Genomic DNA, 25494 nt, shown 5'->3' on the forward strand with positions numbered 1-25494 from the left:
AAAGATAATGATGCGTGACCAGTTTGATGCCCTTAACCTTACGCCAGAATTAAGAGATGCAGCGGTTCAATCGAAAGCTTGGCCGTTTGAAGAAGCACGTAAAATTATCAAACGGTATGAAAAAACAGGTTACCCAGAGAGTGTGATATTTGAAACAGGCTATGGTCCTTCTGGTTTGCCACATATTGGCACCTTTGGGGAAGTCGCACGTACCACCATGGTACGCCATGCTTTTCATATTCTTACAGAGAATAAAGTTAAAACAAAACTGCTTTGTTTTTCTGATGATATGGATGGTTTACGCAAAGTTCCTGATAATGTGCCTGATCGCGAGAAGATGGAAAATTATCTTGGTCGACCGCTTAGTTGTATACCAGACCCTTTTGGGGATATTTACCCCTCTTTTGGAGCGGCAAATAATGCGCGTTTACGTGCTTTTCTTGATCGTTTTGGTTTTGATTATGAATTTGCCAGTGCGACAGATTATTATAGTTCCGGTCGTTTTGATGAAACACTTTTAAAGATACTTGCTTGTTATGATAAAGTGATGGCAATTGTTTTACCAACATTGGGTGAAGAACGACGCGCGACTTATTCACTCTTTTTACCCATTTCCCCATTTTCTGGAAAAGTCTTACAGGTTCCGATGATTGCTCGTAATGTTGAAAAAGGCACCGTTACTTATATTGAGCCTGAAACAGGAGAAACCATTGAGACAGAAGTTACAGGGGGGAAAGTCAAATGCCAGTGGAAGGTAGATTGGGCGATGCGTTGGAAAGCGCTTGGTGTTGATTATGAAATGGCGGGAAAAGATCTGATTGATTCTACTAATCTTTCTTCTAAAATTTGCAAAGTGCTTGGTGGAAATCCACCAGAAGGCTTTAACTATGAGCTTTTTTTGGATGATAAGGGGCAAAAAATTTCTAAATCCAAAGGAAATGGTTTAACCATTGATGAGTGGTTAACCTATGCACCAACGGAGAGTCTTGGGCTCTATATGTTTTCAAAGCCCAAAACAGCCAAACGGCTTTATTTTGATGTCATTCCAAAAGCCGTTGATGAATATTATGCACATCTTTCAGCCTATGGTCGTCAAGGATGGCAAGAACGGCTTAATAATCCTGTATGGCATATCCATAATGGTTTCCCTCCGCAGGTTGATTTACCTGTATCCTTTGCCATGCTCCTGAATTTGGTAAGTGCTTCAAATGCAGAGAATAAAGAGGTTCTTTGGGGCTTTATTTCTCGTTATGCTAATGGTGCCAATGCACAAACTTATCCGGAACTTGATCAGTTGGTGCAATTTGCTCTGAAATATTTTGAACTTTTTGTTAAACCAAATAAAAAATTTCGAACACCAGATGACAGTGAACGAACCACATTAGCACAAATAGATGCAAAATTAGCCAGTTTGCCTGAAAATGCTGATGGAAATACGCTTCAAAATGCGCTTCTTGATGTTGCACGTTTAACGGAACGCTATCAAGATCATAGCAAGAAAAGCCCTGAAGGGGGACCGGGTGTTTCAAATGTGTTTTTTCAAATGCTCTATGAAGTTTTGTTAGGGCAAGAACGAGGACCACGATGGGGATCCTTTATTGCCTTATATGGGATTAAGGAAATGCGTGCATTGATTGCTGAAGCACTTGCGCGCCCTGTGGGGGAATAATGGAAAAGAGAGCACAAGAAGTAAAGCGGCGTCGCACCTTTGCGATTATCGCCCATCCAGATGCGGGGAAAACAACGCTAACAGAGAAGCTGTTGTTATTTGGTGGAGCTATTCAGCTTGCTGGTGAAGTGAAGGCAAAAAAAAATCGTATTCAAACCCGCTCTGATTGGATGAATATTGAGCGCGATCGCGGTATTTCCGTTGTGACATCGGTGATGACGTTTGAATATGAAGATCATATCTTTAATTTGTTAGACACTCCAGGGCATGAAGATTTTGCTGACGATACCTATCGCACGCTTACAGCTGTTGATAGTGCTATCATGGTGCTAGATGGTGCACGAGGAATTGAGCCTAGAACACTGAAATTGTTTGAGGTGTGTCGGATGCGCGATATTCCTATCGTTACTTTTATCAACAAAATGGATCGTGAAGCGCGTGATCCTATAGAACTGTTAGATGAAATTGAAGAAAAGCTTGCCCTTGATACAGCACCAATAACCTGGCCAATTGGTATGGGTAAAGATTTTGTTGGAACATTTGATCTTTATCATAATCGTTTTCGTCGAAAAGATGATGAGGTGATGCAACAGACGGTTTGTGGACCAGATGAGGTTGCGAACTTGCTTCCTGAAAACCAACGTTTGTCTTTTATCGAAGGGGTAGAACTTGCGCGAAGCGCCTGCAAAAATTTTGATCTTCAGGCTTTTCGTGAAGGACATATGACACCGGTTTATTTTGGTTCGGCTTTACGAAATTTTGGTGTTCGTGATTTGATCAACGCGCTTACTGATTTTGGTCCAAGCCCTCGAGATCAGATTGCAGATCAACGCAATATCACAGCAACGGAATCTAAAATGACAGGGTTTGTTTTTAAAATTCAAGCGAATATGGACCCGAATCACCGTGATCGTATTGCATTTTTTCGGGTATGTTCGGGAACACTTGAACGTGGTATGAAGACAAAGTTGGTAAGAACAGGAAAGCCAATCACCCTTTCTGCTCCACAATTTTTCTTTGCTCGCTCGCGGCAAATTGCTGATCAAGCTTATGCCGGTGATATAGTAGGCATTCCCAATCATGGAACATTGCGTATTGGAGATACATTAACAGAAGGGGAGGATATCCTCTTTAAAGGGGTGCCCAATTTTGCCCCAGAAATTTTACGTCGTGTTTATTTGGGTGATCCAATGAAAGCAAAAAAACTCAAAGAAGCCTTACAACAAATGGCTGAAGAGGGAGTTGTGCAATTATTTATCCCTGAAGATGGATCACCTGCTCTTATTGGTGTGATTGGTGCTTTGCAAATTGATGTTTTAAAGGAACGGCTGAAGATAGAATATGGCTTGCCAGTGAGTTTTGAATCGACGCGCTTTAGCGTATGCCGTTGGATTTCAGCACAGAGCAAAGATGAATTGAACAAATTTATAACCAATCACCGTTTTGCTATCGCTCATGATCTGGATGGCGATGTCGTTTTTTTAGCAGAAAATCATTTTTCATTGAATTATGAAGCAGAACGGGCACCAAAAATCAAATTTTCAGCTTTTAAAGATTATCAAGTCCGCTCTGAATAAAAGAACAATTTCTTGATGGATATTTTTTTGCAAGAAAAAATTTTTTAAGAAAATAAAAGGAGAGCTTTGGTCTCTCTCCTTTTTAGAAAAATCATGATGGCTAGATTTTAATGAAGATTATCTTTAATCCATTCAGAAACACGCCCCTTAGAAGCGGCTCCAACCATATTTGATGAAACCTTTCCACTTTTGAACATCAATAAGGTAGGAATTGAACGCACTCCATATTGAGTAGCCAATTCGGGATTTTCATCGATATTGACTTTAGCAACTTTAACGTGATTTTGCATTTCCATTGCAATTTCATCTAAAATCGGAGCAATCATTTTGCAAGGACCACACCACTCTGCCCAAAAATCAACCACAACAGGGGTAGAGGAGGTCAAAACTTCACTTTCGAAATTGCTCTTATCAACTTTTATACATGTCATTGATTTATCCTTTATATTCACTTCTATAGATTGGTACGATAACGTTTCATATCAAGTTATATTGCAAAGATAAATGATAGGGTTCTTTACAGAAAAAGGATTTTCTCAGTTTATAAAGCAATTTCATTAAGAAGCGCTTCGAGTTTTTCCGGAGGAAGTTTAAAAATTTTTACTTCTTTACTGTAGACAAGAAGAGCTTGAATCTCTTTTTCGGGATGAATAGCTTGCAACAATTTTCGATAAAGAGCCATTTGCAGTAAATAGTGTGAGGCAATGGCGGATTCATCTTCTGGTGGAGTTCCAGTTTTAAAATCAGCAAAAATAATGCTGTTTTGTGTGATGTATAAACGGTCAATTTGACCGGAAATTGCTTGTTCTTTACCACGAATTTTTACGATACCCATTAAGGGAACTTCAGCACGTGAATCGACAGAAAAGAGGGGTTTGAGGTAGGAGTGCTCTAAAATTTGCCAAACATGACGAAGTGCTTTTTCTCTTTGGGTTTCATGCCAATGAGAGACTTTGGTGTTGAGATAGTGTTGAGCATAATCGCGGCGCTTTTCTGGGGAGAAATTGGGTAGATATTGCAGCAATTTGTGAACAACATGACCATATTCAATGTAAAAAGCTTTATTGGTATTTTTTTCTCCTAAAACAGGTGAAAGACTATACTGCTTTGTATTGGAAAAAACCTCATTATCAACCTCAATGGAGAGACTAGCAACAGAGGGTCTTAATGGTTTTGGTAGAGCTGGTTCTACTGAGACTTTATGAAAGAAAAAATCGGGTAAAGGTGAGAGCGTTTGGTTATTCGCATGAACTCCTTCTGGATTTATTGGGGCATGAGAAGCGGGTGTTATACAATAGCGCCAAGCTGCGATATCATCAGTAGGACCTTTTATTGGCACTGCGTGTGGTTTGAGCGCTTTCTTTACCAATTGTAGCCATGTACCAGAGGCAGCTTTCTCATTTTTATAACCACAAACAAATAACCGATCTTCAGCGCGTGTCATTCCTACATAAAGCAGACGTTTATATTCTTCTTCTGCGCGCTCTTTTAAATGTGAAAGTGCTTTTTCAGAAGATTTTGTGTTAAATTCTGCGTTGGGACGCCAGATAAAAGCTTGTTGACCGCTCAGTTGAGTATTGTTTACGGGCACTTTCAGAAAGTGTGGTGCATGTTTAGGATGCCAAATGGCGCTCCCAGGATCGACGAGAAAAACAACCGCAGCTTCCAATCCTTTAGCAGCGTGAACAGTCATAATACGAACTTCTTCATGATTTTGATCAAATTCGCGTTTAATTTCTGGTTCATTTACACTGAGCGTTTCCAAAAAAGCTTGTAACCCTGGCAACCCAGTTTTTTGAATGGTGAGTGTATAATCCATAAAAGCATCGAGGATGTCATTTGCTTCTGATCCTAAGCGAGAGAGAATTCTTTGTCGTCCTTTATCATTGTTTAGAATATGACTATAGAATTCAAAAACCGGTATTTTATCCACGAGAGTGCGATATTTACTTAATTTTTCAAAAGCATCTTTAAAAGGAGGGTGCGATGATGTATGCATACAAAGGCTTTGCCAAAGGGAACCTGTACGGTGTGCTGCAATCTGATAAAGTTCTTCTTCACTAAGCGAAAAAAGAGGACTTTTTAAAACACAAGCAAGGGATAAATCATCTTTTGGCTGCAAAACAAAACGCGCAAGTGCCATTAAATCACGTATACTAATATGATTGGTAAGTTGTAAACGATCAGCGCCTGCTACGGGAATAGCGCGCTTTTTAAGTGCACGAGAAAGCGCAGAGACAAATTCGTCACGCTTACGAACCAAAACCATGATATCACTCGCACGCATTAAACGTCCTTTTGCGGGCAGCATTTCTCCTTTATTTAACCAGTCAGCAATGGTTTCAGCAATTTTTTCCGCCAAATGTATTGCCGGCGTATCTAAATGATCAACAGTTACATGCCAATCATCAGGAAATTCACGTGTTTCTTTGGAAAAAGCATCCCATAAAACAACCTCACCAGGGCTATGAACACGAATAGCTTCATGCACCGTTTTTGTGTTTTCTGCAGAAAGCCCTTTGTAATTTTCTGGTGTTTCAAAGACAAGATCGACACTTTTAAGCACATCAGCTGTAGAGCGAAAAGAATAGTTTAGTTGTATTTTTTCAAATTTCTGTTGTGCTTGCTGCGCTTTTTTTTGCATTATTCGTCCATTTGCCGCAAAATTTTCTGGAGCAGCACCTTGAAAAGAATAGATGGATTGCTTTTCATCTCCAACAGCAAAAAGAGTGCGTATATTTGTGCGTTGACTATAGCCAGTGAAAAATTCCTGTGCGAGAAGTTGAACAATTTGCCATTGTTCAGGGTTGGTATCCTGTGCTTCATCAAGCAAAATATGATCAAGACCACTATCAAGTTTATAATGCACCCATTGACTTGCACCTTTACGTTGCAATAAATGGAGCGTTCGTTCAATGAGGTCATCAAAATCTAATAAGCCATTGGCTTTTTTTAAATTCGCATAGATTTTAAGGTAAATAGCACAAAGCTGAAAAGCAGCCCTATTGAGTGTGAGGACTTTTGCACATTGATATTTTTCTAAAAGAACAGAAAGCTTGCTTTGTTTTTCTTCAATCATTTGTTGAATAAAGGGCCAAATTTCATCTGATTTTCTAGAAGGGAGAGGCGAAAAATTACGAGGCTCATCTTTCTTTTTAAAATAAACATTTTCAATAATGTTTATGATGGCTGTTTCATCACAAGTGGTTTTTAATTGGGAAAGTGTCTCAATTGTATCTTTGGTGTTTTTATTACCATAGGTTTGACAATGCGTAAGAGCATAAAGAGGAAGACGAGCAGTTTGTTGAATTTTTTCTAGCAATTGTTGTTTGGTTTCATCGGGCGCTAAGTTAAACAGCGCATGCAATTTTTCTTCTCCATTTTCAGATAGAAGTGAAGATAAAAAAACAGACAATTTATGTTGTTTTGCGATTGCTTCATCCAGCAATTGATTAAAAGTGTGCTCGCTAACGACTTGAAGGAGGCGTTTTAAAGCGGATTGTGCATCTTTATGCTGCAAAAGCAGACGACGAGATTCTTGTAATAATTTTTTGCGGTTGACATCATCGATGAGTTCAAAATGTCCAGCAATATTGGCTTCTAACATAAAGTGATGCAAGAGAGATTCACAAAATGCGTGAATAGTTTGAATTTTTAACCCCCCCGGTGTTTCGAGAGCACGAGCAAAGAGTTGACGTGCATAGGTCAATTTTTGTGCATTGATGGGTTTATTTTCGAGCTTTGATAAGGTTTTTTGCAGCTGTTCATCATCAAGTTCATTCCAGCTGGAGAGTGTGCGAAAAATCCGCGATTGCATAACAGCGGCGGCAGCTCTCGTATAAGTAAGGCATAAGATACGTGCTGGAGGAGTACCGTTTAAGAGCAAACGAATAACGCGTTCGGTTAAAACGTGGGTTTTTCCAGAGCCTGCATTTGCTGAAACCCATACATTTTTTGTTGGATGTGTTGCCGTTTCTTGTGCTTCAAGGGCTGCTTCAGGGATAGAAAAAAGAGTCATGATTGATTTGCTTTCTGAAGTCCACTTGACCATTCCCATAACCGTGCCAAATGATCATAATCACTTTCATATTGTTTTTTTAAAGGGACTGCGTGTGAAAGATAGCCTTGTTGTGGATTGTTATAATATTCCATTAATGCGATAAGCTGTTGCCATGCTTTTTCACCTAGACTGATGACGTTTTGGTGCTCTTTTTCTGAAAAAATTGATTGGGGAGTAATTTTTCCTTTTTTATTGAGAGCAATGTAAAATAAATTGACAGGAATAAGATCTTGAAAATCTATAAAGGCACCGCGCATAAGCAAAGCTGTTTCCAATGCCAATTGTGGAAATAACAAATCGCGAACTTGTTTTGATGAGGGAGGAGCGCTGGTCTTAAAATCAACAATTTCAACCATTTTATTTGGCAATACATCAATACGATCCGCACGCCCTGAAAGCGTTACACCTGTTGTTCCTATCGGTATTTTTTGTGATACTACTTCAGCATATCGTTTTCGCGGTCCTAAACTTTGTTCCCATTGGAGTAAAAATGGAGCAAGATTTTCAAAATTATTCCACCAGATTGCTTCAATATCGGCAGGCAAATTCAATTTATCGAATTCATTACGTCCGATAGCGAGAAGTACGTCCAGTGCATTTGTAGCATTGGGATTTTTTACTTTTGTACAAAAAGCAGCAAGAATAGCGTGATAAAGTATTCCACGTTCAGCAGCGTTAGGAGCGTTTATGAGGGCTTTAAGGGGTTTGAGACGCAAGATTTTTTTGGCATAAATTGCATAAGGGTCATACCGCAATGTTGCAATTTCAGTGACTGAAAAATGACGTGGACGCATCTCAAGAGGGGGGACAGGACAAGGGCGTTCTACACAGGTGTTCATATTGGTATTATCAAGCATTTTTGCCCAATGAAGCAATATTTCTCCTCGTGCGCGGATTTGTTGCCAAACCTGTTTTCCTATAACCGTTTCCAAGCGTTGTAACCAGCGTGAAGGAAGGGAAGGAGTATGATTAACCCGTAGTGCTCTGCTCATCACCACCTTATTCATTCCCATAGCCCATTGAAAATCATGGGCAGAAAGACCAATACGCTTTTCTGGTGGTTCAAGCGTTAACATCATTTTCATCTGTCGTGATAAAAACGCATCATTACGGGCTGTAATTGGCCAAGATCCTTCATTAAGACCACCAATGATTACTGTATCAACCGTTTGCAGGCGTGATTCCAAAGCGCCCCAGATAAATAAACGTGGATGTCCCCCCGGAGAAGGGGTAACAGAACGGGGCGCTATCAGAGCCGAAAACATAGCGGGCCATTCGCAAAGGGAAAATTTTAATTCTGATTGATCACTGACCAATTCACGCAAAAAAGTTGCTAAAGCTTGTCCTGCTTCATGTTGATAAAGAGATACAAGAGAATTGTTTTCATCACGCCCAAAATTTTCAAAAACTTCAACAGTTGCTATTGCAACTTCATTGAGTGTGTATTCCTTCTCTTGTTTTATGAGAGATGTTAACGGCTCGATAGCTTTGACTAAAAGATCACAAAGCTGACGCGCTTCTTCACACTTTTGTTGATCCAGAACATCAATTTCAGAAGAATTACCGAAATGTATTTCTATCCATTTTTCGAGAAATTGATCACATTCGCAAAGATTAATACGGCTTGTATTTCCTCGAAGAACAAACAGTTCAAAGTTTTCAGCCATTTCACGTAAACGCTGCCGGTTTTGTCCAAGCATTGTGAGTGGATGTTTGAGAAGCGAAAGAAGAGCAATTGGATCATGAGGTTGAAATATATTTTCTAAAAGCAGCCGTAACAAGGTTGAAGGCAATGTTTGTGCAAGTGGAACACCACCGGAATCATTGGCTTCAATGCCAAAACGCTGTAGTTCAGCGGCGACACGGCGTGCTAAATTACGGTCATTTGTGATAAGAGCTGCTGTTTTTTGAGGTTCCTCAATAGCATTGCGTAAAGCAACAGCGATGGCAAGAGCTTCTTCTCGCTCGTTGATAGCTTCAATAAACGACCAGTCAGCACAAAGCTTTTCATAATCATCACGGATAATTTTGACCCAGCGCTCTGTTGTAGAGGCTGGTCGAAATGCTTCTGATAAAAGAGCCGTACGCCTTTTTTGTGTTGCACTTTGTTGACCAATTTCGCGAACATCAATACGTTGACATTTCATGAGAGAGAGGAGTTTTTTTAAATGATATTGCGGATGACTAAAAGCATCCTTTGCATGATTGAAAACATCACAATTTGTTTTTTCTTTATGGGTTGCGCCTAGTGCTTCCCATTGCTCTTCATCCATATGAAGATCAAGTCCAGGAAGAACAACGGCACCTTTGGGGAGGGAGGCAATCACTTTTAAAAGCGCCGAAACTGCGGGAATAGAACCTGATATACCAGCTGCAAGGATAGGCCTATCAGGTTGTGTATGGTATAAAGTCTCAGCATGTATTTTGAGTGCTTGATTGCGCCATTCTGCCGGATTACTCCGTTGTCTTTCTTGTAAAATTTTTGGCCAATTTTCTGTGACAATCGTGAGAAAATCGAGAGTTATTTGCCACCATTCAGCGACCATATCGGGTGCAATTTCTTTAAGTTTTGACCAATCTGCAGCTTCTGTTTCAATTTCATCCATCAAGTTTGCTAAATCTTGAGCAAGCCAAATTGCATCGGCAGTATGAGCGGGAATAAGCACATCTTCTGTTCCAAACATAGCACGCAAATGTGCCGGCAAACTTTCACGCCAAGGACGAATAAGACGTGCTAAAAGCAAAAGACGTTCGGTATCTCCAATGGGAGGATTCAGGGTCTTGGTATGGTTTTCCAAAAAAAGAAAACTCTCGTCATCCAGATCTCCTAACGGACGAATAGTTGGCAAGAAAGTTGATTTTGTACCACTTCTTTCAACAAAGGCTGTACGTAAAGCACGGGCAGCACGACGTGTTGGCACATAAATGAGGGTATCGGTAAGGGCTATTTGGATATCCCCATTTGGTGCAAAACTCTCAATAAGAGCACCAGAGAGCAGTGCATCAACAAAATGCGGTAGAAAAGCAGTTCCCGGAGAAATAGAAAAGACACGTGGTTTATAGGTCATGTAATCTCGTTTGGAATGCGTGAAAATGTTTCATATCATGAATGATTTACGTTCTCTCTACTGTATACAATTTTCATGGAGAGAGAAACTAAAAAGCGAAACTTGTGCAGTGAATGTTTCAACAGAGGTTAAACAACCAACTTTCCAGATAATCTCTGTTTTTTTTTATCAAAGGTCTGGAAAAAAGCCATGGGAATCTCTTGATTTTCACATTTTTTAGCAAAAACACTTTAATGAGAGCAAGAGTATCTAGGGATTAAAGGTGTGAGATTTTATTGTGCTTTTACAAGAAGTCCTGTGTCTTGATAAAATCTTTGTAAAGGTGCAAGCATTGGATGTGAAAGATTGCGAGCAAGATAATCTTGTATATGGGGAAGATACTTCAGATAAGATGATTTTCCATCTTGTTGGTGAAGACGTATGAAAATTCCTAGAATTTTTGAAGCCCGTTGGGCGCCTGCAATTGCATAAAGCACGCGCAATTCCTTTTCATCAAAAGGGCGTGGTGCTTTATGGCGTGCCTTGCAATAAGCATCGAGAATTTTTGTCTCGAGTGTTGGAGAAATAAAGGTGCGAGCATCTTGTGCTAAAGAAACAACATCATAGGCTGTTGGACCTTTTAAACCATCTTGAAAATCAAGAAGACCAATACGCGCCATTCCTTCCTGATGCATACGCCAAAGAATATTAGGAGAATGATAATCACGCATAACAAAGGTATTTTCTCCTTGGATCAAACTATCGAGATAAGGCTGCCAACAGCTAAAAAAGGCTTCACGTTGTTCTTGATCTACGCTCTTTTGTGTTTGAAAAGGCAAATACCAATCAAGCAATAAGGAGAGTTCTGATTGTAGTGCTTGGCAATCATAGGAGGGAATTTGAAGCAAAAATGTTGCAAATTGCTTTTGTGAAGGCCACAATTTTTGATGAAAGGAAGCCAGCAATTCGCTACAAGCAATGTAACGCTCTTCTATGGGATGAGCATTTTGATCTAGAAGCCCTTCACATCCAAAATCTTCTAAAATCAAAAAGCCTTTTTCAAAGTCTTCGACAAAGATATGAGGGGCAGAAAATCCGTTGTCTAAAATAAGCTGGTTAATGCCAACAAATTGACGAATGTCCTGTGCAAGATATGCCATTTTTGTATAGGAAAGATCTGAATTTTGTTTCTTCTGCATCATTTGTGCATCCATGAGGACTTCTTGATGATTTCCATCCTTGAGAAGTTCATAGGTGCGCGTAGAAGCATCATGAGCCAAAAAATGACGATGAACATGACCGCGATTATGATTTTTTAAAAATGTACGAATAGCAAAAGATTTCTGGAGACGTTCAGTAGCATATTGTTCTGATGTAAGGGACACATAACGCCCTTGGTCTTTATATTGTAAAGTGAGAGCAAAGGTTGCTTGTCCTAAAAGATCTTCACCTTTTTCTGGCCATTCAATAAGCAGAATATTTTTCTCACGTGCTTCATAAAGCCCTAATTCATCAATTTCTTCTGGTATAGAAAGGCGATAAAGATCAGCATGAATAATGTCAAATTGTGGTAGTTGATAGCTTTGAACAAGAGTGAAAGTAGGGCTTGGCACGTCCAATGTATTGTCGTTAGCGAGGGTGTGAATGATTGTCCGTGCGATGGTTGATTTTCCTGTACCAAGATCACCTTGTAGTGTTACAAGATCACCTGATCTTAGAGCAAGAGCTAGATCTTGCGCAAAAAGCTTTGTTGCTTCTTCATTTTCAAGAAAAAAACTAAAATTCATAAACTGTTCCGTGAAATGGATGCACAAAATTTTTTAATAAAAGAGAACGAGATTAAAGCACTTTATCTCCTTTGGAAATCGGGAAAAAACACTTAACCGTTGTTCCTTGTCCAGCACCGGTAAGAATTTCAACATGTCCACCGTGGAGTTCAACAAAGCTTTTCACAAGAGACAAACCAAGACCTGCTCCAGCGCGTCCACCATGATGTGAATGGGCAGAAAAGCGTTTAAAAATACGATCCAGAACATCTTTTGGAATATCAGACCCCTCATTATGAACACTAAAGACAATATTATCATCTTGTTGATCGGCACAAAATTCAATCGTACTTGCTTCTGTTGCAAAATTAATGGCATTACTGAGGACATTAACAAAGATTTGATGCAAACGTGTTGCATCAGCGTAGATAAGATTTAATGATGGGGAAATTTGTTGTGAAAGCACAATATAACGCCCATTAACACGTTCTTCCACACGTGTTATGGCTTGTACCATAGCATCGGCAATATTAACGGGTTGTACATTTAGCTCCATGATACCAGCATCAAGGGTTGCAAGATCAAGAATATCATTAACAATATTCAAAAGCGTGCCTGATTCTGAATGAATATGCCCAAGATATTCTTTTTGGCGCTCATTGACAGAGCCAAAAATTTGATCACGTAAGATATCGGAAAATCCAATAATATTGGTAAGGGGTGTCCGCAGTTCGTAGGAAACATGTTGAACGAATTCATTACGCAAACGATCAGCACTTTCTAAAGCTTCATTTTTTTCTTGAAGAGCGCGCGCGATATGAACACTGTCTGTAACATTGACGAAGGTAAGCATCGTCTCCCCATTGGGAAGCGGGACCAATGTATAATCAATAATTATTCCATTTATGAGATCCATACGCCCTGAACAGGTGTCGCGTTTTTCATCAAAACCTGTAATAAATTTGGTAAATTGATCCCATTCTTTTCCCATGGTTAAGGGAGCACAATGGCTTTGTAATTGCGTAATATGGGTGCCTTCCACCAATAAATTATAGGGAAGAGACCATAATTTTGATAAAGCAGGATTCGATAAACGAAGACGTCCATCGGTACCAAAAACCACCACACCTTCTGAAAGTTTATCAAGGGTTTCCCCCTGTATTTTAATGAGCGTATTATAACGTCGTTCAAGATCAATTTTTTCTGTAAGATTTTCATAAAGCCAAGTGACACCCCCTTGTGGATGAGGACTAGAAACAACACGTACCGTGCGTCCATCTGGAAGATTCCAAATTTGTTGATTCGATTCCGTTTGTCGATAGGCGTTGAAAAGTTCTTCTTTCCACGCACGCCAATCGGGATGTTCAGCAAGGAGTCCTTTTTCACGCAAACGTTCGAGAAGTAGTGTATGGCTTGGTTCACTTTCTAAAAACGAACTCTCTAACGGCCATAAAATTTTAAAAGCTTGGTTGCAAAATTTTAATTTCTGATTGGCATCGAAAACAGCCACTGCTGTTGAGATTTTATCAAGTGTTTCACAGTGATTTTGCTGTACACGTTTTAGTTCATTGGCAAGATTTTCATATGCACTGTCATCATGGGCAAAAGCTGCCATTCCTTCGGCTGTCGTAATGCGTGTAAGGTGAAAACAATGCCGTTCTCCATCAAGAACTGTATGAACATGTTCTTGAAAAATCGTTTCTGCCTCATCTGTTTTGCGTTGTGTTGTTTCATTGAAGAGATCATCTATTTCATGACTGTCTTCTCGAAAACCTGTTATTTCTCTAAAGGCGCGATTAACAAAACAAATCTTTCCCTCACAATCTCGTATCCATACGGGTTCTTGAATACAATCAAGCAGATTGCGCTGCATTCTCAGTTCGATAAGGATTTTAGCGATATCTTTCTGTAAACGGGCATTTTCACTCTGCTGTGTTGAGAGGTCTTGAAAACGTGCAATGGCTACTGTTCCAGCAATGACTCCTGTCACTTGTAACAACACATTGTTTTTGGTGGTAACAGAAAGTTCAAAAGGATGAGACTTGTAACGCAATTGCGTTAACGCGTAGTCAAGTTCATGGTTTGAATTTTCTTCAAGCCAAAGCGCAAAATGCTGAAAATCTTGTTGCACAATTCCCGCTTTTTGTAATGTGGGAATATTACCAACCATACGAGGGGAAACCGTTGGATTTTCCCAAATAAGCAGCAATTGCCCAGTTTCTTCTAGGAGCCATTCATAATATTTAAGTTTTTCAGAAAAGTCTGCTTGAAGAGCCTGTAGAGGCTTTTGTGAAGCTTTTTTCACACGCATAATAACTGCTATACAGGTGAGAAGTGAAGCACAAGAAACCCCTCCACACAATGCTAGAAGAAGCCATGGCCCCTTTGGTAAAGTGAATAAAAAGGGTAGATGGATTTCTAATGACTGAGCAATAACGTCTGCTGGGAAAAAAAGGAAAAGAAGGCAAAAAATATGCGTACAGATTCGGATCATTTTGTAAGCTTTCTCTTTGGGGGTAGAATCACCAAAGCGGAGCACGGCACTTTTTCCTTTTTCTTTTAACCCAAGGAAACATTTTAGTAACGATAATGATCTGGTTTATAGGGTCCTTGAGGTGTAACTCCAATATATGCAGCCTGTTCTTCTGATAAAACAGTTAATTTTATTCCTAACCGTTCAAGATGAAGGCGTGCAACTTTCTCATCGAGATGTTTAGGCAAAACAGTCACTTCATTTTTATAGTGTTCTCCACGGTTAAAGAGTTCAATTTGCGCTAAAACTTGGTTGGTAAAAGAAGCAGACATGACAAAAGAGGGATGTCCTGTCGCATTACCAAGATTAAGTAAACGCCCTTCAGAGAGTAAAATAATACGTTTTCCATCAGGAAAGGTGATCATATCAACTTGAGGTTTAATATTCGTCCATGGCAAGTTTCTAAGAGCTGCTACTTGGATTTCATTATCAAAATGACCAATATTTCCAAGGATACACATATCTCTTACTTGCCGCATATGGTCTAAGCGGACAATATCTTTATTGCCTGTTGTCGTGATGATAATGTCGGCACTCGCAGCGGCATCATCTAAATGAACAACTTCATAGCCATCCATCGCTGCTTGAAGAGCACAGATTGGGTCAATTTCTGTTACTTTAATGCGTGCACCAGCGCCGGAAAGAGCAGCTGCGGAACCTTTACCCACATCGCCATAACCACAAACAATAGCGGTTTTGCCAGCTATCATTACATCTGTTGCGCGTCTGATACCATCTACCAATGATTCTCTACATCCATATTTATTATCAAATTTTGATTTTGTGACACTATCATTGACATTAATGGCAGGAAAAGGCAGAAGCCCTTGCTTTTGTAACTGATGAAGACGGTGTACCCCTGTTGTTGTTTCTTCACTCACACCTTTGATCGCTGCGCGTTGGCGTGTAAAAAATCCTGGTGTGACAGTCATACGTTTTTGAATTTGTTTAAAAAAAAGTTCTTCTTCTTCTGTTTTGGGCTGAGAGAGAACATCGTTATTTGCTTCTGCGAGGCATCCCATCAAAATATAGTTTGTAGCATCCGCTCCATCATCTAAGATAAGATTTGAAGGATTGCCATCAGGCCATTGAAAGATAGCATCTATATAAGTCCAATATTCTTCAAGTGTTTCACCCTTGACTGCAAAAACAGCAGTCCCTGTGGCTGCAATGGCTGCTGCTGCGTGGTCTTGTGTAGAAAAAATATTGCTAGAACTCCACCGTACATCAGCGCCAAGAGCTTTCAATGTTTCAATCAAAACAGCTGTTTGAATCGTCATGTGTAATGAACCAGAAATACGTGCACCGCGCAAAGGTTGGCTGGAAGCAAATTCTTTACGACAAGCCATTAACCCAGGCATTTCTGTTTCGGCGATATCAAGCTCCTTACGTCCATAGGCAGCAAGTGCAATATCTTTGACAACATAATCTAGAGTTGTCATTCTTTATTCCTTTAAAATTATTTTATCCTAGAGGATAGAAGAAATCCAAAAAGACGGTAAGAGAAATTAAAAAAAAATGCAAGCCAATAGCATGACTTCGTTATGTGAAAAATCCTTTTCAAGTTTCTATAAATTTACGCAAAAAGGCACATTTATGAAGTCAATTATGATGTTCCAGACAAAATTGAGAGAGACTTAAAGAAAATTGCCTTGAGTAAGCAAAATTTATCAGTATTCATTTGTGTTTTAGCTATAAGGAAGGAAGCGTAAGAAGAAAGGCTGTTAAAGATTATATCTTCTAAAAAAATAACATATATGAATGACATCAATACAGCTATTTTTTCATAAAATAGGGTTCATTTGATTGAAAAAAGAAGAGGGTCTCATAAAACGCATGCTCTATTATGTTCTATAAAGGGGTTTTTAACAGAGTCACGATCTTCATGAAGAACAAAACACCATTGGGTTGCCAATTCACGGGCTTGTTTTAAAGAAACATCTCTTAAAGCACCAAGCCCTTTTTACGTTGCCGCTCATAGATGGTATACTGATGAATTCATTAAGAACCACCATCTTTCAGCTTGTGAAGAAGTAAGCCGGCATCATCATACTCTTTACCGGCCCCAATATTGTGATAGCCCTTGCATCTAAGATGATAGAGGCATTTTGATTCTTTTCTAAACGTTTTTTATCCACACATCAGCAGTTCCGCTTATAACGCGCAGGTACATGATTTTATTTGATTCAAAATAAGGAAATCTTACAGTATTCGGGTATCTAATTCGACATGCAAAACAATAAACTATCTATATAAATCAATGTGTTGTCTGTAAATGAAAGCACCTTCATAGGAAGAACCATTCTTATACTTATCATGATAAGTGAAAATCATAATTACATTTCCTAATTTCAATATTGTCCGCATTTTCGCATTAAAATGGTTCATAAACAGGTATATTAGGCTCCTCTTCACACCATTTTGAGCTACAGAATGCTTTCTCTTGTGAGGTAGAAATAAATATTTTTACAGATTCTGAACACAAGAAGTCGAAATGAAAAAATGTTATTCTCTTCAGTACTGCAATTTTAAATAGAAAAAACAATAAATGATTATAAATCAATATCGCGGTTTGTTTTTTGCCACATCCTTGCAAGAATATTTGCTAGGCTAGTAAATTTTTGGAAAACTGACCGTGTGGACGAAATCTCCAGAGATAACTTGGCAAGAGAGCAGCCATTGCTTTGGGGGTAATTCCTACACCTTCTAAAGTATATCCATTTTCTCTCGCTTCTTGAGAAACAATGTTATCCACTTGTAGGAAACGTATCTGATTATTTGTCACGAGCGTTGGTACAAGGGGCAATTTACCGAGAGTTCCTAAGATATTTCCACAAAATAGACCGACAGAAAGAGGCATGGAGAGGACTCTTTTTTTACGGTGAATGATTTTTAAGATATTTTCAAGGGCATTTTGAAATGTGATAATCTGAGGACCACCAAGATCATAACTTCTTCCAGAAAGAGCTAGCTCTTCTAAAGCACGCACGACAAATTCAGCAACGTCACCAACATATACAGGTTGCAATTTACTTTGCCCTCCTCCAAAAAGAGGCATGATTGGTAAAAAACAAGACAAGTTTGCTAGGCTGTTAAAGAAACAATCTTCTGGACCAAAGATAACAGATGGACGCATAATAATTGCTTGAGGATGCTTATCCTGAACAATTTTCTCACTCATAAATTTGACGCGAGCATAAAGAAATGAAGCGTTTTCATTTGCTACAAGGGTTGACATATAAATGAGAGGTATACCAGCTTCAGCTGTTAATTCAGAAACATTCTGTATACCGTCAATTTGTGTTTTTTGAAAGTTTGCTTGATTTGCTTGTGTTAAGCTACCAGGAAGAAACACGGCTCCTTCTGCTCCAAGCAAGGCTCGTGCAACAGAGCCACGGTGCTTGATATCAGTTTTGAGCATTTGGGTTTGCCCCACTTCTCCTATTTGGAGCATGTAATAAGCTTTTTGCGGACGACGAACGGCAATACGAACACGATAACCTCGTTTTGTTAAGGTTTCAACAACATGGCGCCCTACAAAACCAGAGCCGCCAAAAACAGTAATAAGTTTAGGATGTTGATAAAGTGCACAATCAAGTTGCATAATTACAGATCTATCTTTCAAAGCTCTATGAATAATCAATTTCTAACATGGTGGTGTTTTATTGTCACGTAAAATATCACCGGCAAGGTAAAGGGAACCACCAATAAGGACAATTGCATTATTATGCTCTGCATTAATTTTCTGTAGAGCATCTTGTAGATGGGCTTGTGGGCTGGCGAAGAGCCCTACTTTTTGCGCGGATTCTGCTAAATTTTTTGGACAAATACCAGCAGTGCTGTCTGCTAATGGAATTGTATAGATTTTATCTACGAGATTGGCAAGCGGGCGAAAATAACCGACAGCATCTTTCGTGTTAAGCATGCCAGCAATCATAACAATGGGACGATTTGTTTTTTTTCTCCATTGAGTAAGTTCTTCTGCAACAACTTTTCCAGCAGCGGGATTATGACCACCATCCAACCATAAATCGATATTGGGAGAAAGCTTATCAACTAAAGAGCCATGGGTAAGATGTTGCATCCGTGCGGGCCAATAAATATTTTGCAAAGCATGACTTATTGCTTGTTCTGAAAGTTGAAAACCCGCTTGATAAATAGCTTCGAGAGAAGCGCCGGCATTGGCAATTTGATGAGCGCCAATGAGATTAGGAAGTGGAAGATCCATGAGTCCTTGATTATGTTGAAAGACCATACGACCATGTTCTCTATAGCTTTGATAATCTTGATCAAATAGAGAGTAAGGTGCCTTATTTTTATCTGCGATAGATATTAAAACAGAAAGGGTATCTTGGTGATTTTGCTTACCAATAACGACAGGAACTGTTGGTTTGATAATCCCACCTTTCTGAAAAGCGATTTCTGCAATTGTGTTTCCAAGAAAAGTCTCATGATCATAATCAATGGGCATAATAAGCGATACAGCTGGCTTTTGAATCACGTTGGTAGCATCAAACCGTCCTCCTAATCCAACTTCTAAAATTACGACATCAGCTGGATGTGTACTAAACAGCATAAAAGCGGCTGCTGTAAAAATTTCAAAAATAGTAATCGGTTCTTGACGATTTACTTTTATAATTTCACGAATTGTCTCAGCCAATTGGTTTTCTGTGACAAGTTGCCCCCCCCCTTTTTGACCTAACCGGCAACGTTCATTCCAATGAACAAGATGAGGTGAGCTGTAGACATGAACGCGATAGCCCGCACTTTCTAAAAGAGCACGACAAATTGCACAAGCAGACCCTTTACCATTTGTTCCAGCAATGTGAAGAACAGGCGCAAGTTTTAAATGCGGATTGCCAAGAGACTCTAAAAGACGAAGAATACGTTCTAAAGAGAGATCAAATTTTTTGGGATAATCTTTTAGTAAATCATCCACCATTTCTTGTATTTGGCTTTTCTCCATGCGATTACGCAGCTGCTGTGTTAGAAAGCGATACTTGAGAATCTGTTGGAGATGGACTGGAAGGATGAACAGCCGCAGATTTCTTCATCATCAAGCGTAGAAGCCGTGCAATGGTAGCTTTCATTTCTAAACGCGATACAACCATATCAATCATACCATGTTCGAGTAGGTATTCACTGCTTTGAAAACCTTCTGGTAAAGTCTCACGGATGGTTTGTTGAATCACACGTGGTCCAGCAAAACCAATCATAGCGCCCGGTTCGGCAATGTGGATATCGCCAAGCATAGCGTAAGAAGCTGTAACACCACCGGTAGTAGGATTGGTAAGAACGACAATATAGGGAAGTTTTGCTTCTTTTAGCATTTCAATTGCTACGGTTGTGCGGGGCATTTGCATGAGTGAGAGGGTTCCTTCTTGCATACGTGCACCACCAGAAGCAGCAAAAAGAACTAAAGGGCATTTTTCAGCAATGGCAGTCTCAAAAGCTTTGATGATAGCTTCTCCTGAAGCCATACCGAGAGATCCCCCCATAAAGGCGAAATCTTGAACCGTCGCTATAATTGGCAAGCCCTCAATAGTACCGCGTGCATTTAAAATATTGTCATCAACGCCAAGTTTAGAACGATAATCTTTTAATCGGTCAATATAGCGTTTTTCATCGCGAAATTTCAAAGGATCGGTTACAACTTTTGGATTTTCCAAAGGCGTATAAGCACCATCATCAAAAAAATGCATGAGACGATTTTTGGCACTGATGCGCATGTGATAACCAGAACTAGGAACGACATATTGATTCATCTCTAGATCTTTATGAAAAACCATCTCACCAGTGGTAGGATCTTTAATCCATAGATTATCTGGAATTTCACGGCGTCTCAATATAGAATTAATTTTAGGACGAACATAATTTGTAATCCAGTTCATCTTTATAGCCTCTCTTTGAATATTATACACTTTTATACTATTTGAAAGAAGATAGGATTTAAATGATTAAATGCGCTTCACAGCTCAAAAAACGAACCATTTTAATACTTTTACAAGTATACGTACAGCCCACCTTCCATTGTCTTTTAATTTTTCTTTCCGATGTCATAGTGATTATTTGCATTAAAGAGTATTCCTTACAAAAAATCTCTTAGCATTTTAAATAACTTATACTCTTCTCTTGCTTTGATATCAAAATCTCTTCTCTACATTGATGAATGCCCCATTAGCCTCTGATAAAAACGAAGATCTGTTTAATCATGAGCATCAATAGTTTTACAGCAGAGAAACCTTGCATTCTAAAATATCAATAAGACTATAACGATTCATAAAACAATGGATATGATAACATCATGTTAATGAACCGCCAGCACGAGAGCAAGATTTTTTTAAAGGTATCCTTTGATGAGAGGAGTAAAAACAAACGTTTAAATTTTAAGCTCTCTATTATTCACTATTCACACATTTTTGTAGATTCTAAGTGAACGCGTGTCATTGTTTTTGTGTGGCATGTTCATTGGTTTTTTGGGAAAGCATTTTGTGTAGGTGTGTCATAAAAGCGGCAGCAAAAAGCGGTGATGCTAAATTAAGAATAGGAATTGAGACAAAAAGTGCGATCAACAACCCTGCGCCAAAAACTGTTAGGTAATGAGCGTGTAAAAAAGCATGTGCTTCTTGTTCAGAGCGAAAACGGTAGGCAGCAAACACAAAATATTCACGACCAAGTAGGAAGCCATTAATAACGTAAAAGGCAATCAAATTGATACCTGGCACAAAAAATAAAATAAAAGCGATTCCATTGCCCAAAAGGCTTAAAAGAACAAATTTCAAGGAAAGAATGAGAGAACGCCCAAATGGCAGAGCATGTCCAATAGGCTCGTTTGGATAATCTTCTTTTTCAATAATTTCAGCAGCAGAATCAATGAAAAAACCACCAATCATAGCGGTAATTGGAGCAATCAAAAAAGCCATCAGCAAAGCCAAGCCAAGATTCAAAATAATGAGCATGCCAAATCCCAACCATCCTGCCCAACTGGGTAATCCCGGGAGAAAATCAGCAATCAAAGGCCAAAAGTAGGATAGAAAAAGTTGACGCACACATAACCATAAAATGACGAGCACCACAAAGGTGATTCCCAATGCTTTTAAGATCATAATGCGATATGGTGAGGTTATAAGACGTTGTAAAGCACGATAGGCAGCGGTAAAAATCATAACAACTCAATAAGTAAGAAAAAAACGACGAAGACAAAAGAGAGCTTGAAAAACGCTTTAAATATGCACGTATTTTTATAAATTCTACAATTTTTTTGATGAAGAAGAGACAGCAAAAGATCATATTTCCTATAATGCTGTAAAATATTTCCTTTAGTACAGTAACATAAAGCACATTCATTTATGGTAAAAAATATAGTGTTATCACGGTATGATTTCAATTTTCTTTTGCATTAACTCAGTATAGAAGTATGGTTTTGAAAACAATAGTGAATTGAGAGTTTTTTCATAGATTTTATAAAGTAAATCCCATAAGCAGCCAGAAGATGCAAATTTCTTGAGAGAAATCAAGAAAATAACAGATTGTTGAGGGGTAACAATTCTTATCTTTTAAGGCTGCGATGAGGAAAATTTTTATACATGGAAGAAAATCTCGAGCGAATTTTTCTGTAATGCTAAGGAATAAACAATAGACGCGATGCAAGATATTTGATTTATAAAGATAATTTATCGTTTTGCATGTTAAATGAGCCCCCAATATTGTAAAATTCTCTCATTTCAAATCCTGCTTTATGTTGAATCAATCAAAACGATGTTTCTGCACGTCATAAGTGGGGTTATCGTGTGGGTAAAAAACTCTAAAGGAACGAGTAAAACGCCTCTTATAAATCGTTTAAATACCAAGGGCTGTCGCAACATTGGGGGCTGGCAAATATATATAATGATGGTGCTGGCTTGTACCTTCATAAGTGTAAAGATGGTGGTACTCAATGGCTTTTACGCTATACTATCCACGGGCGCTATCGTGAAATGGAGTTTGGGTGCACTGAGAGATGTCTTTTTAAAACAAGCCCGTGAATGTGCAACTGGGTGGCGTTCTTTCATATTCTCAGCAGGGATGGTCTATATATCTCCATCAACCTGATCTTTATGGATATGATGCAAAGGATAGGTACGAACCCCAGTAAGTATAAGCAAACGCAAAGCCAGTTGTGTTAGAGTTGGTGTTTCGCAAAGTGTTTTATAAAAAGCCGGTATATCTTTCCAATTCATTGCCGGTATATTTTGCGTTTTATGGCGTTGTTTTCCTAGGAGCGCGCGTGCTTTTTCTGTAGCCTGTAAATCAACATCCAATCCCATTGCCGCAGCATGTTTGAAACAAAGATTGAGGCGATTGAGAGCTTTCTCTGCTGTTGCAGCTTTTGTATGCCAAATCGGTGCAAGTGTATTGCGTATATCGGTTTGTGTAATCTCTGAAACCGGTAGACAACCTAACTTAGGGAGAATATGAAGTTGTAAAGGTGAAAACCAATCACTATTTTTACTATCTCCTTTTAGTTCAGCTTTACGGCTTTCAAAAGCATCCACGGCAATATCTTTTAAATAATGCAGATTACGCATTGCTTCACACTTTTTTTCTCACGTTCTTTAATGGGATCATGCTCCTCACGGAAAACAGAACGCCCCCTCATGTAAAACCATTGTGTTTCACATTCACGCGCTTGTTTTAAAGAGACATCTCTTAAAGAGCTCCCAAGCCCATTTCACGACGCCGCCCGTGGGGTATAGCGTAAAAGCCATTGCGCACCACCATCTTGACGCTTATGGAGGTGCAAGTCGGCGCCATCATACTCTTTACCGCCCCCCCAATGTTGCAACAGCCCCTGGTATTGAGACGATTCATTAAAGGCATTTTTGCGCCTTTTTAAACGGTTTTCTCCCCACACACCAACCCCGCTTATGATGTGCAGAAACATCGTTTCATTTGATTCAACATAAAGCAGGATTTGAGATGAGAGAATCTTACAATATTCGGGGGTCTCATTCAACAGGAAAAACGGTAAATTATCTTTATAAATCAATGTACTGTACTGTTTTGCATGAGGGGCATGACTCCATTAAAGAACGTGAAAAACAAAAGCGTGAAGCAGTGCGATACGTACATGGCAATGAGGGTCACCCATGCTAACCATTGTACAATAAACTAAAATCAGAGGAGTTTTTCTTTCTATAGGAGGAGATTGTTTTTTGTCCAAAGAAGATCATTTCTCAGTGAGAAACATTATCTAGGTATTTTTAGGTAGTCTGGTAAATAAATTTTATTTTTTGTTTCGCATTTTTATGGTATTCAACTCTCTGCTCTCTGCTCTCTGCTCTCTGCTCTCTGCTCTCTGCTCTCTAGCAATTTCTATTTTTATTTGAAATAGAGAAAATTTCTTTTATCGATAAGCGGAGGTCTGAGGATCAAAAAATGACACAATAACCTTTGCTAATTTTTGTGCGACTTGTTGTTTACTCATGCGCGGCCATTGTTCAACAGTGTCTTTACTCACAAGACAAACTTGATTTGTGTCAGAACCCATGACGCTTGTACCATCAGCGTGAAGAGAAACATCATTGGCAAGAATGAAATTCGCTCCTTTTTCGATACATTTTTTTTGCGCATTGACAATAAGGTCAGAGGTTTCAGCAGCAAATCCAATAACCAGAGGTGGGCGATTTGGAGCATGCCCAATTGTTGCTAAAATATCAGGATTTTCAACCATTTGTAAGGATGGTGGTGTTTGATGATCATGCTTTTTGATTTTGTGTATAGATTGTGTTTGGCTGCGCCAATCGCAAACGGCGGCGACAAAAATAGCACCATCAGCAGGCAATGCATCTTGAACAGCCTGTAGCATTTGGCATGCTGTTTCAACATGAAGAGTTTCGACTCCTTGTGGGGCGGCAAGATTAACTGGTCCACAAACAAGTGTCACTTTGGCGCCCAAATTTGCAAGAGTTGTTGCAATGGCATGGCCTTGTTTGCCAGATGAACGATTAGCAAGATAACGTACCGGATCAATGGGTTCATGGGTAGGACCAGAAGTAACAATAAAATGGCGACCAACAAAGGGTTTTTCTTGCACACCTAAAAGAGTTTCTACTGCCGCGACAATCGTGAGAGGATCACTCATGCGTCCACAGCCTGTTTCATCGCATTCAGCCATTTCGCCAACTTCTGGTCCGATGATATGAACGCCATCTGTGCGTAATGTTGCAACATTACGCACAGTGGCTGAATGGGTCCACATCGCAGGATTCATAGCTGGTGCAATTAAGAGTGGACAGCGTGCCGCTAAAAGCACACAATCAGCCAGATCATCTCCTATGCCATTGGCTATTTTGGCAATGCGATTGGCTGTAGCAGGAGCTAAAATAATCAGGTCAGTATCACGAGCCAAGCGAATATGTCCAATATCATGCTCTTCTTCCCGTGAAAATAAATCGCTATAGACCGTATGACCACTGAGAGCTTCGGCGGCGAGAGGCGTAATAAATTTTTGTGCCGCTTTTGTCATAATAATGTTTAAACGTGCTCCACGTTCTTGCAATCGACGAATCAAATCAAGGGCTTTATAAGCTGCAATACTTCCACCAATAATAAGAAGCAATGATTTTGATTGCAATGATTGCGCTTCAATGGCACTTGCTTGAGAGGGGAAAACAGATTGCGTGACAGGGTTACTTAAAATACGGCGAGCTTCTTCTTCCATAGAAATGCCATTTTTTGCGGCACGTACGCGTAAAGCTTCTTTAATTTCAGGAGAGAGGTTGCGAATGGTAATACTAGCCATAAAATACCTCCAAGAAACAAATTGATTGCAATGATTTCATATTTTATAGCATAGTGCGT

The 25494-nt window shown here is 39.3% G+C and carries 14 protein-coding genes and 2 pseudogenes; 3 read left to right on the forward strand and 13 right to left on the reverse strand.

What is annotated here, in order from left to right; translation table 11 throughout:
* Positions 1-7: 7 nt before the first annotated feature.
* Both LNM86_RS12180 and LNM86_RS12185 read left to right on the forward strand, forming a co-directional pair.
* On the forward strand, positions 8-1669 hold the full coding sequence (locus LNM86_RS12180) for a lysine--tRNA ligase (RefSeq protein WP_241437875.1): 1662 nt from the start codon (positions 8-10) through the stop codon (positions 1667-1669).
* Entirely contained in the window at positions 1669-3246 is a 1578-nt protein-coding gene (locus LNM86_RS12185; RefSeq protein ID WP_241437876.1) for a peptide chain release factor 3, read from the forward strand. Before LNM86_RS12180 ends, LNM86_RS12185 begins: the two co-directional genes overlap by 1 nt.
* 107 nt (positions 3247-3353) lie before the next feature.
* On the opposite strand, the gene trxA is transcribed toward LNM86_RS12185, so the two are convergent.
* From trxA to LNM86_RS12240, 11 genes and pseudogenes are all read right to left on the reverse strand, one after another.
* A complete protein-coding gene (trxA, locus tag LNM86_RS12190; RefSeq protein ID WP_241437877.1) occupies positions 3354-3677 on the reverse strand; it encodes a thioredoxin in 324 nt (107 codons plus the stop codon).
* A 110-nt stretch (positions 3678-3787) separates the two neighbouring features.
* Positions 3788-7264: a double-strand break repair helicase AddA gene (gene addA / locus LNM86_RS12195; protein ID WP_241439020.1), complete on the reverse strand. Its 3477-nt coding sequence runs from the start codon at positions 7262-7264 to the stop codon at positions 3788-3790.
* A complete protein-coding gene (addB, locus tag LNM86_RS12200; RefSeq protein ID WP_241437878.1) occupies positions 7261-10374 on the reverse strand; it encodes a double-strand break repair protein AddB in 3114 nt (1037 codons plus the stop codon). The genes addA and addB overlap by 4 nt, the downstream gene beginning before the upstream one ends.
* 272 nt (positions 10375-10646) lie before the next feature.
* Positions 10647-12140: a tRNA (adenosine(37)-N6)-threonylcarbamoyltransferase complex ATPase subunit type 1 TsaE gene (gene tsaE / locus LNM86_RS12205; RefSeq protein ID WP_241437879.1), complete on the reverse strand. Its 1494-nt coding sequence runs from the start codon at positions 12138-12140 to the stop codon at positions 10647-10649.
* A gap of 52 nt (positions 12141-12192) precedes the next feature.
* Complete coding sequence (locus tag LNM86_RS12210; RefSeq protein ID WP_241437880.1) at positions 12193-14658, reverse strand: sensor histidine kinase; 2466 nt, start codon at positions 14656-14658, stop codon at positions 12193-12195.
* 38 nt (positions 14659-14696) lie between these two features.
* Positions 14697-16094: an adenosylhomocysteinase gene (gene ahcY / locus LNM86_RS12215; protein WP_241437881.1), complete on the reverse strand. Its 1398-nt coding sequence runs from the start codon at positions 16092-16094 to the stop codon at positions 14697-14699.
* Between the two features lie 422 nt (positions 16095-16516).
* A pseudogene (locus LNM86_RS12220) lies at positions 16517-16722 on the reverse strand (integrase); the annotation flags it as partial.
* A gap of 535 nt (positions 16723-17257) precedes the next feature.
* On the reverse strand, positions 17258-18256 hold the full coding sequence (locus tag LNM86_RS12225) for a complex I NDUFA9 subunit family protein (RefSeq protein ID WP_241437882.1): 999 nt from the start codon (positions 18254-18256) through the stop codon (positions 17258-17260).
* Positions 18257-18298: 42 nt separating this feature from the next.
* Positions 18299-19618 (reverse strand): bifunctional folylpolyglutamate synthase/dihydrofolate synthase, encoded by a 1320-nt coding sequence (locus LNM86_RS12230; protein ID WP_241437883.1) that lies wholly within the window; start codon positions 19616-19618, stop codon positions 18299-18301.
* 4 nt (positions 19619-19622) lie between these two features.
* Positions 19623-20543, reverse strand: coding sequence for an acetyl-CoA carboxylase, carboxyltransferase subunit beta (gene accD / locus LNM86_RS12235; RefSeq protein WP_241437884.1), 921 nt, complete (start codon positions 20541-20543; stop codon positions 19623-19625).
* Positions 20544-21095: 552 nt separating this feature from the next.
* Positions 21096-21818, reverse strand: a complete 723-nt coding sequence (locus LNM86_RS12240) for a sulfate transporter family protein (RefSeq protein ID WP_241437885.1) — start codon at positions 21816-21818, stop codon at positions 21096-21098.
* 622 nt (positions 21819-22440) lie between these two features.
* Here LNM86_RS12240 and LNM86_RS12245 point away from each other — a divergent pair.
* Positions 22441-22743, forward strand: a complete 303-nt coding sequence (locus tag LNM86_RS12245) for a hypothetical protein (protein WP_372712441.1) — start codon at positions 22441-22443, stop codon at positions 22741-22743.
* On the opposite strand, the pseudogene LNM86_RS12250 reads toward LNM86_RS12245, so the two are convergent.
* A pseudogene (locus LNM86_RS12250) lies at positions 22725-23511 on the reverse strand (tyrosine-type recombinase/integrase); the annotation flags it as partial. The gene LNM86_RS12245 and the pseudogene LNM86_RS12250 overlap by 19 nt on opposite strands.
* 526 nt (positions 23512-24037) lie before the next feature.
* Positions 24038-25435 (reverse strand): bifunctional phosphopantothenoylcysteine decarboxylase/phosphopantothenate--cysteine ligase CoaBC, encoded by a 1398-nt coding sequence (gene coaBC / locus LNM86_RS12255; RefSeq protein WP_241437886.1) that lies wholly within the window; start codon positions 25433-25435, stop codon positions 24038-24040.
* Positions 25436-25494: the final 59 nt, after the last annotated feature.

Origin of the sequence: Bartonella machadoae (assembly GCF_022559585.1) — a bacterium.
GTDB classification, from domain to species: Bacteria; Pseudomonadota; Alphaproteobacteria; order Rhizobiales; family Rhizobiaceae; genus Bartonella; species Bartonella machadoae.

Excerpts from the sequence above, each read along its gene's own strand:
- LNM86_RS12180 (WP_241437875.1), top strand. The coding sequence starts at position 8 with ATGATGCGTGACCAGTTTGATGCCCTTAACCTTACGCCAGAATTAAGA.
- LNM86_RS12185 (WP_241437876.1), top strand. The coding sequence starts at position 1,669 with ATGGAAAAGAGAGCACAAGAAGTAAAGCGGCGTCGCACCTTTGCGATT.
- trxA (WP_241437877.1), bottom strand. The coding sequence starts at position 3,677 with ATGACATGTATAAAAGTTGATAAGAGCAATTTCGAAAGTGAAGTTTTG.
- addA (WP_241439020.1), bottom strand. The coding sequence starts at position 7,264 with ATGACTCTTTTTTCTATCCCTGAAGCAGCCCTTGAAGCACAAGAAACG.
- addB (WP_241437878.1), bottom strand. The coding sequence starts at position 10,374 with ATGACCTATAAACCACGTGTCTTTTCTATTTCTCCGGGAACTGCTTTT.
- tsaE (WP_241437879.1), bottom strand. The coding sequence starts at position 12,140 with ATGAATTTTAGTTTTTTTCTTGAAAATGAAGAAGCAACAAAGCTTTTT.
- ahcY (WP_241437881.1), bottom strand. The coding sequence starts at position 16,094 with ATGACAACTCTAGATTATGTTGTCAAAGATATTGCACTTGCTGCCTAT.
- LNM86_RS12225 (WP_241437882.1), bottom strand. The coding sequence starts at position 18,256 with ATGCAACTTGATTGTGCACTTTATCAACATCCTAAACTTATTACTGTT.
- LNM86_RS12230 (WP_241437883.1), bottom strand. The coding sequence starts at position 19,618 with ATGGAGAAAAGCCAAATACAAGAAATGGTGGATGATTTACTAAAAGAT.
- accD (WP_241437884.1), bottom strand. The coding sequence starts at position 20,543 with ATGAACTGGATTACAAATTATGTTCGTCCTAAAATTAATTCTATATTG.
- LNM86_RS12240 (WP_241437885.1), bottom strand. The coding sequence starts at position 21,818 with ATGATTTTTACCGCTGCCTATCGTGCTTTACAACGTCTTATAACCTCA.
- coaBC (WP_241437886.1), bottom strand. The coding sequence starts at position 25,435 with ATGGCTAGTATTACCATTCGCAACCTCTCTCCTGAAATTAAAGAAGCT.